The following is an 8,646-nucleotide window of genomic DNA, read 5'->3' as shown; positions in this document are numbered from 1 at the left end:
CATAAACATCAGATAGATTCACAATAATGGCCTTATAACCTAAATGTTTTAATGGCGCATAACTTAAATCAAAATGTACACCTTCAACAAGCATATCGGTTGTAACCACAACCTGTTCTTTTTTAAAATCCATAACAGCAGCATCATCACCAACACCTTTTATGGTAGACTTTTGCTTTATGGTAAAATTTTTAGTTAAATGGTCTATCAAGCCAAATTCCCCCAAGGAACCCAAATCTGTTCTGTTTTGGTTTTTATCTTCTATCATATTGCAAAAATAAGAACCTTCTTGCTGATATGCAGAAAAAAATTATATTTAAATCAAACAAGCAACATAGATTCATGCAAATACATTAGAAAACTCAAGAGAAAACAAGACTTCACCAACCACCTAATGTACAGTGACACGCTTTTTTAAAGTTTGTTATTTATTAAGTTTATGCTTCTGTAAAATCCATAACAAAAACCTATCTAAGTATTTGCTAATATAATGTTATGTTCCATGGTAAAATAGGACATATATTGTATCTTTGCGTTTCTATTTAGAAACTTTCTTAATAAAGAACCTGGTACTTTAAGCCAGTCTTTATGAATGAAAGCAACTGGCAACAATAGAAAAATTAATATTTACACGTGAATTAATCTATTTTATTTATGATTAAAGTATCGGAAACAGCAAAAAAGAAAGTAGTGGAATTAATGTCTGAAGACGGCTTTAATTCAGCTACGGATTTCGTGCGGGTTGGTGTTAAAAGTGGTGGTTGTTCTGGTTTGTCCTACGATTTAAAATTTGATAAGGAGCAACTGGAAGGAGATAAAGTATTTGAAGACAATGGTGTGAAAATTATTGTTGACAAAAAAAGCTTTTTGTACCTCATAGGAACCACTTTAGAATATTCCGGAGGCTTAAATGGCGCTGGCTTTGTTTTTAACAATCCAAACGCAAATAGAACTTGTGGCTGTGGTGAATCTTTTTCACTATAACAGCTTACCCAAACCTGCCTATTGGCAGATAAGTCTTCCTTTTGTGAAGACTTTATAAAAATAATTAGAATCTATGACTAAATATACAGAAGACGATTTAAGAGAAGAACTAAAAACCAAGGAATACGAATACGGTTTTTATACTGATATTGAATCTGACACCTTTCCTGTTGGTTTAAATGAAGAAATAGTAAAAGCTATTTCCTTGAAAAAGGAAGAACCACAATGGATGACAGATTGGAGGCTGGAATCTTTTCGTGCCTGGAAAGAAATGATTGAGCCGGAATGGGCAAATGTTACTTACGAAAAACCGGATTTTCAAGCCATATCCTATTATTCTGCGCCAAATAGCAAACCTAAATACGACAGTTTAGACGAAGTGGATCCAGAATTATTGGACACTTTCAAAAAATTAGGAATCTCGTTAGACGAACAAAAAAAGCTGGCTGGAGTCGCCATGGATGTGGTTGTTGATTCCGTATCTGTAGCAACAACTTTCAAAAAAACACTAAACGAAAAAGGAATTATTTTCTGCTCCATTAGTGAAGCCATAAGAGAACATCCAGAATTGGTTAAAAAATACATCGGAACGGTTGTGCCACAAAAAGACAACTTTTATGCTGCATTAAATTCAGCCGTGTTTAGTGATGGTAGTTTTTGCTACATTCCCAAAGGTGTTCGTTGCCCTATGGAGTTATCCACCTATTTTAGAATCAATCAAGCTGGAACCGGACAATTTGAACGTACACTTTTAATTGCAGACGAAGACAGTTACGTTAGTTACCTGGAAGGTTGTACTGCTCCAAGTAGGGACGAGAACCAATTGCATGCAGCTGTTGTGGAACTTATTGCACTTGATGGAGCCGAAATAAAATATTCAACCGTTCAAAATTGGTATCCTGGAAACGACCAAGGTAAAGGAGGTGTATATAACTTTGTAACCAAAAGAGGGATTTGTGAGAAAAACGCAAAAATTTCCTGGACACAAGTTGAAACCGGTTCTGCCATTACCTGGAAATATCCTAGTTGCATATTAAAAGGGGATAATTCGGTTGGTGAATTTTATTCCATTGCCGTAACCAATAATTTCCAACAGGCAGACACTGGTACCAAAATGATTCATTTGGGGAAAAATACCAAATCAACCATCATCTCTAAAGGTATTTCGGCAGGAAAATCACAAAACTCTTACAGAGGCTTGGTAAAAATAAATGCCAATGCAGACAATGCGCGTAACTTTTCACAATGCGACAGCTTGTTAATGGGCAACGAGTGTGGTGCACACACGTTTCCCTACATTGAAGCAAAAAACAAATCGGCACAAATTGAACACGAGGCAACAACCAGTAAAATAGGTGAAGACCAAATTTTTTATTGCAACCAACGTGGTATCGATACAGAAAAAGCCATTGCACTAATTGTAAACGGTTTTAGTAAAGATGTTTTAAACAAACTCCCAATGGAATTTGCTATTGAGGCCCAAAAATTATTGGAAATTTCTTTAGAAGGATCTGTTGGTTAAACTTATTGGAATGAAGTATCATGCTGAGCGTACCCATCCACCAAAACAATAACGATGGAAACGTTGAAGCATCTAAATTTTAATTAATAATAATCATGAAAAAAACAGTCATCTTATTCTTAATAATCACAACGCTTTACAGTTGTAAAAACGATTCCAAAACAGGCACAACCAATACTGAAAACACTGCTACAGAACAGCAAACCGAACGCTTAACCTTGTTAACTGGTGATTTTGTGTATTATGCCGATGCAGCTGTTTTACAAACACCTCAAGAAGTATATGGTGTTGTTATAAACCAAAAAATGCATGAATTGCACGACATGGTTAAAGGCTATAAAACAGAGGATACAGACATGGTTCCTGTAGAAATTAGAGGGAACGTGATACCAAAACCAGATGGAGAAGAAGGTTGGCCTTTTCGTATAGAGATTAAGGAAATCATTAATGTGAGCAAGCCAAACCCAAACAAAAAAGATATTGTAATAGGAACCGATAAATAATAAGAACAGGAATTAGTGTTTAAAACACTGATTTTTTTTGAATAAATAAATTATGTTAAAAATAAAAAACCTACACGCAAGTGTTGAAGATAAAGCCATTTTAAAAGGCATTAATTTAGAAGTAAATCCTGGAGAAGTACATGCCATTATGGGACCAAATGGATCTGGTAAAAGTACTCTGGCTTCAGTTATTGCTGGGAAAGAAGAATATGAAGTTACAGATGGAGACATACTTTTTGAAGACAAAAACATTGAGGAATTGGCAGCAGAAGAGCGCGCTCATAAAGGCATCTTTCTATCGTTTCAATATCCAGTGGAAATCCCAGGAGTTTCCGTAACCAACTTCATGAAGACAGCAATTAACGAAACCCGTAAGGCAAAAGGACTGGAAGAAATGCCTGCCAATGAAATGCTGAAATTAATTCGCGAAAAATCTGAATTGTTGGAAATAGACAGAAAGTTTTTGTCTCGTTCCTTAAACGAAGGGTTCTCAGGAGGTGAAAAAAAACGTAACGAAATTTTTCAAATGGCCATGTTAGAACCAAAACTTGCTATTCTTGATGAAACAGATTCTGGTCTAGATATTGACGCTTTGCGTATTGTTGCAAATGGTGTAAATAAATTGAAAAGCAAAGACAATGCTGTCATTGTTATTACACATTACCAAAGATTATTGGATTACATCGTTCCAGATTTTGTTCATGTTTTGCACAATGGAAGGATTGTAAAATCTGGTACAAAGGAATTGGCGCATGAGCTAGAAGAAAAAGGTTACGACTGGATTAAACAGGAGTTGGTTTAAAAAGTTTCAAGTTTAATGTTTCAGGTTTATGACAACCATATCGCGATTTGAAGATTTAGAAACATGGCAGGAAGCCAGAAGACTATTTAATATAATCAAAGACATTACAATTGAAACAGATTTAAAAAATGATTTTAGACTGAAAGATCAAATTAAAGGGTCTTCAGGTTCTATAATGGACAATATTGCTGAAGGTTTTGAAAGAGACGGAAATCTTGAATTTAGACAATTTCTTTCTATCGCAAAAGGTTCTGCAGGAGAAGCAAGATCTCAATTATATAGAGTTTATGATTCTGAATATATTTCAGAAGAAAAACTAAAATTATTAGTAGATGAATATGAAAAATTAAGCAAAAGAATAGCTGCATTTATTTCATATTTAAACAAAAAAAGATTTTAAAGGAAACAAGTTTAAATAAAGTTTTAAAGTGAATAAGTGAGCAACCTGAAACTTTAAACAAAAAACTTGAAACAATAAAAAAAATGGAATTAAAAGACAAACTCATTTCATCCTTTCTAGCATTTGAAAATCGTGTGGATATAGATTCACCGGTTCACAATGTTAGAAGTGAAGCCATAAAAATATTTGAAAGTCAAGGGTTTCCTTCCAAAAAAGAAGAAGCCTGGAAATACACATCTTTAAAAAGCATTTTAAAGCACGATTACAGTGTGTTTCCCAAACACGAAAAGAACATTGAATACAACGATGTTAAAAAGTATTTTATACACGAAATAGACAGTTATAAAATTGTGTTTATAGATGGAAAATACTCATCGCATTTATCTCAAACCACACATGATGGCATAGATGTTTGTTTAATGTCTGCAGCTTTAAACAAACCCAAATACCAATTGGTTATTGATAATTATTTCAACAAAGCAGCCACTAAAGACAGCATAACATCTTTAAATACGGCTTTCTCCCAAGAAGGGGCTTATATTCATATTCCTAAAAACAAATTGGTAGAGAAACCTATTCAAATCATCCATTTTTCTACAGGAAATGAAACAGCTATCATGCATCAACCACGTAATTTAATTGTGGTTAACGAGAATTCCCATGTGCAAATTATCGAACGTCACCAAAGTTTAACCAATAATCCGGTTTTAACAAACAGTGTGACTGAAATTTTTGCAAATAAACGGGCTATAGTAGATTATTACAAAATTCAAAACGACAATGAAAATGCGTCTTTAATAGACAATACCTTCATCAACCAAAAGCAAGAGAGTCATTGTTCGGTTCATACGTTTTCATTTGGTGGTAAATTAACACGTAACAACCTTAATTTTTATCAAAATGGAGAACGCATCGATTCTACCTTAAAAGGAGTGACCATTATTGGTAACAAACAGCATGTGGACCACAACACTTTGGTGCATCATATAGAACCAAACTGTGAGAGTCATCAAGATTACAAAGGTATCTTTAACGACAATGCAACAGGTGTATTCAACGGAAAAGTCTTGGTAAACAAAGAAGCGCAAAAAACCAATGCGTTTCAAGCCAATAACAACATTTTAGTAAGTGATAAAGCCTCAATAAATACGAAACCTCAACTGGAAATTTTTGCCGACGATGTAAAATGTTCCCATGGTTGTACCATCGGACAATTGGACGAAAGCGCTTTGTTTTACATGCAATCTCGAGGGATTCCAAAAAAAGAAGCCAAGGCTTTATTGATGTATGCCTTTAGTAATAATGTATTGAGTTCGGTTAAAATTCCTGAAATAAAACAACGAATCAATAAAATTATAGCCACCAAATTAGGTGTTAATATTGGGTTTGACCTTTAATACCTGCAAAGGCAGGAACCTCTTAAATGAAACTCTATATCTCAAATCAATAATAAACAAATAATGTTTCCAATAAAAGAAATTCGCAAAGATTTCCCCATACTTTCTAGAAAAGTACATGGCAAACCTTTAGTGTATTTAGATAATGGAGCCACTTCACAAACACCCATTCAGGTAATAGATGTTATAGTGGATTATTATTCCAACTACAATGCCAATATTCACAGAGGTGTTCATACCTTAAGTCAGGAAGCTACTGACAAATACGAAGAAGCCAGAAATAAAATTCAAAACCATTTTAATGCCAAGCATGCACATGAAATTATCATGACCTCTGGCACTACTGAAAGCATCAATTTGGTGGCCCACGGTTTTGCTTCATTATTGGATAAAGATGATGAAATTATAGTTTCGGCCTTGGAACATCACAGTAATATTGTGCCTTGGCAAATGTTATGTGAAAAAACTGGAGCAATTTTAAAAGTCATTCCCATGAATGATGAAGGCGAATTGGTTTTGACAGAATACAGCAAATTGCTTTCAAATAAAACCAAGCTGGTTTTTGTAAATCATATCTCAAATGCCTTGGGAACCATTAATCCTATAGAGCTCATTATTGAAAAAGCCCATCAAGTTGGAGCAGCTGTCTTAATTGATGGAGCTCAAGCTTGTCCACACGTCAAACCAGATGTTCAAGCATTAAATGTGGATTTTTATGTGGCTTCTGCACATAAAATGTGTGGCCCAACAGGAGTAGGGATGCTTTATGGAAAAGAAGCATGGCTTAACAAATTGCCACCTTACCAAGGTGGTGGCGAAATGATTGCAGATGTTACTTTTGAAAAAACAACCTATGCTGGCTTGCCTCATAAATTTGAAGCTGGAACACCAAACATTAGTGGTGGTATTGCTTTTGGTGCTGCCATAGATTATTTAAATGCCATAGGATTTGATAACATTGCTGCTTACGAGCACAAGCTTTTGGAATATGCCACAGAAAAACTTATGGAAATAGAAGGATTAAAAATTTACGGGACTTCTAAAAACAAAACTTCAGTCATTTCATTTAATATTGAAGGCATTCATCCATACGATATTGGAACCATTTTAGATAAGTTAGGTATTGCTGTAAGAACAGGTCACCATTGTGCACAACCTATCATGGCTTACTTTAAAATTCCCGGAACTGTTAGAGCATCGTTTGCATTTTATAACACCAAAGAAGAAGTGGATATTTTGGTTGCAGGAGTTAAGAAAGCAAAAATGATGTTGGCCTAAACACTTTGGCTTCCTTTTTGTATCTTTTATTTTTAAATTAAAAAAACAATATCATGAAATATATAACCATTTTACTAAGTTTTTTTACGTTCATGTCTTGTGGAAACTCAAAAGATGCAACAGCTATGGGAAATAACAGAGAAGTTATGGATCAGATTTCGGGAAACTATTTGGTGACTTCCATTCACGAAACCAACTATACGACCTCAGAATTGACACTCTTATTTGATGAAAAAACAAACACAGTATCTGGGTTTTCTGGGTGCAATAGATTTACAGGAACTTATAAAATTAGTGAAAACACAATCTCTTTTGGTCCACTGGCCTCCACCAGGATGGCTTGCAGGGAAACCGAAAACCAAATAGAAAAAACCATGTTGGAAGCCTTGAGCAATACCAACGCCCTTTCATTGAACAATAGGGAGCTTACGTTACTGAATTCAGATAAAACGCTTATAAAAGCCACTAAAATACTGGAGGACAATTCAGAACAGGACACTGGTTACAAAATAACCTATACAGCCATGTCCAGAGGCCTGTTTAATGAGTATGTTTTTGAAAACGGAAAAATCTCCATTCAAAAAGACAGAGCATCCACACCAACAGTTAGAACCTGTTCCCAAGAAGAAATCAACACCCTTCTTGAAGAAGTTAGAGCCTTGGAGTTGGAAAAATTAAACAGCTTAAAAGCACCTTCAGAAAAAAGATTTGTGGATGCTGCTGCCATTGCCATTTTAAAAGTAAGCTATCAAGGTGATACTTACCAAACCCCAGAATTTGATCATGGAGAACCAAACCAATACATTGCTTCATTGGTTTCAACTCTTTTGGGACTTGCTGAAAAAAAGCAATAAATTGATTAGAAGCAATAGTTATTGTACTTTTGTATAAAATAATAAGCAGTGAGCATTCAAGACATTCAAAACGATATTATAGAGGAATTTGCCATGTTTGACGATTGGGAGGAACGCTATCAATACATGATAGATTTAGGGAAAACCTTACCTCTTATAGACGAGCAATACAAAACAGATGATTATCTTATTAAAGGCTGCCAAAGTAAAGTTTGGGTACACGCAAACATGGAAAACAACAAGGTTGTTTTTACGGCAGATAGCGATGCCATTATCACCAAAGGTGTTATTGCTATATTAATTCGTGTGTTCTCTAATCAGCATCCTAAAGATATTATTGATGCCAATACCGATTTTATTGATAAAATTGGTCTGAAAGAACATTTATCACCAACACGGGCCAACGGTTTGGTGAGTATGATAAAACAATTAAAAATGTATGCTTTTGCATACCAAACGCAATTGAATTAAATATTCAGGGTTCAAAATTTTAAATTTTAAAGCATGTTGAACCTTAAACATTGAACAAAAAAAACCATGGAAACAAGCATAGATACCAACGCTTTGGGCGAAAAAATAGTAAGAGTTTTAAAAACCATTTACGATCCGGAAATACCTGTAGACATTTATGAACTGGGCTTAATCTACGATGTGTTTGTAAACGAAGATTATGAAGTGAAGATTTTAATGACACTAACAACACCAAACTGTCCAGTAGCAGAAACACTTCCATTGGAAGTTGAAGAAAAAGTAAAATCTTTAGACGAAGTAAAAACTGCAGAGGTTGAAATTACTTTCGATCCACCCTGGAGTCAAGAACTTATGAGTGAGGAGGCCAAACTTGAACTTGGAATGCTGTAAAACTTTTCGGTATTCTATAAACAAAGTTCCGTTTACAACATTAAA

Annotated in this window: 10 protein-coding genes and 1 pseudogene; 10 read left to right on the top strand and 1 reads right to left on the bottom strand. The window is 34.7% G+C overall.

What is annotated here, in order from left to right; translation table 11 throughout:
• The coding region (locus AACY93_RS09350; protein WP_339611797.1) for an AIR synthase related protein at positions 1-268 on the bottom strand (268 nt) is incomplete at its 3' end.
• 386 nt (positions 269-654) lie between these two features.
• On the opposite strand from AACY93_RS09350, the gene AACY93_RS09345 reads away from it, so the two are divergent.
• The 10 genes and pseudogenes from AACY93_RS09345 to AACY93_RS09300 all read left to right on the top strand — a co-directional run bounded on the left by AACY93_RS09345 (position 655) and on the right by AACY93_RS09300 (position 8,601).
• Positions 655-984, top strand: a complete 330-nt coding sequence (locus AACY93_RS09345; RefSeq protein ID WP_007646870.1) for an iron-sulfur cluster assembly accessory protein — start codon at positions 655-657, stop codon at positions 982-984.
• Between the two features lie 73 nt (positions 985-1,057).
• Positions 1,058-2,506, top strand: coding sequence for a Fe-S cluster assembly protein SufB (sufB, locus tag AACY93_RS09340; protein WP_286852925.1), 1,449 nt, complete (start codon positions 1,058-1,060; stop codon positions 2,504-2,506).
• A gap of 95 nt (positions 2,507-2,601) precedes the next feature.
• Entirely contained in the window at positions 2,602-3,009 is a 408-nt protein-coding gene (locus AACY93_RS09335) for a hypothetical protein (protein ID WP_286852926.1), read from the top strand.
• Between the two features lie 52 nt (positions 3,010-3,061).
• Entirely contained in the window at positions 3,062-3,811 is a 750-nt protein-coding gene (gene sufC, locus AACY93_RS09330) for a Fe-S cluster assembly ATPase SufC (protein WP_286852927.1), read from the top strand.
• Positions 3,812-3,839: 28 nt separating this feature from the next.
• A pseudogene (locus tag AACY93_RS09325) lies at positions 3,840-4,230 on the top strand (four helix bundle protein).
• A 64-nt stretch (positions 4,231-4,294) separates the two neighbouring features.
• A complete protein-coding gene (sufD, locus tag AACY93_RS09320) occupies positions 4,295-5,608 on the top strand; it encodes a Fe-S cluster assembly protein SufD (RefSeq protein ID WP_286852928.1) in 1,314 nt (437 codons plus the stop codon).
• A 63-nt stretch (positions 5,609-5,671) separates the two neighbouring features.
• Positions 5,672-6,886 carry a cysteine desulfurase gene (locus AACY93_RS09315; RefSeq protein ID WP_286852929.1) on the top strand — a complete coding sequence of 405 codons (1,215 nt, stop codon included), beginning with the start codon at positions 5,672-5,674 and terminating at the stop codon, positions 6,884-6,886.
• A gap of 53 nt (positions 6,887-6,939) precedes the next feature.
• Positions 6,940-7,740: an META domain-containing protein gene (locus AACY93_RS09310; RefSeq protein WP_286852930.1), complete on the top strand. Its 801-nt coding sequence runs from the start codon at positions 6,940-6,942 to the stop codon at positions 7,738-7,740.
• Between the two features lie 48 nt (positions 7,741-7,788).
• On the top strand, positions 7,789-8,211 hold the full coding sequence (locus tag AACY93_RS09305; protein WP_286852931.1) for a SufE family protein: 423 nt from the start codon (positions 7,789-7,791) through the stop codon (positions 8,209-8,211).
• 66 nt (positions 8,212-8,277) lie between these two features.
• Entirely contained in the window at positions 8,278-8,601 is a 324-nt protein-coding gene (locus AACY93_RS09300) for a DUF59 domain-containing protein (protein ID WP_007646897.1), read from the top strand.
• Positions 8,602-8,646: the final 45 nt, after the last annotated feature.

It is taken from the genome of uncultured Xanthomarina sp. (assembly GCF_963971605.1).
GTDB classification, from domain to species: Bacteria; Bacteroidota; Bacteroidia; order Flavobacteriales; family Flavobacteriaceae; genus Xanthomarina; species Xanthomarina gelatinilytica.
The sequence above is the reverse complement of the archived record's forward strand: the minus strand, read 5'-3'. Positions and strand labels throughout refer to the sequence as shown.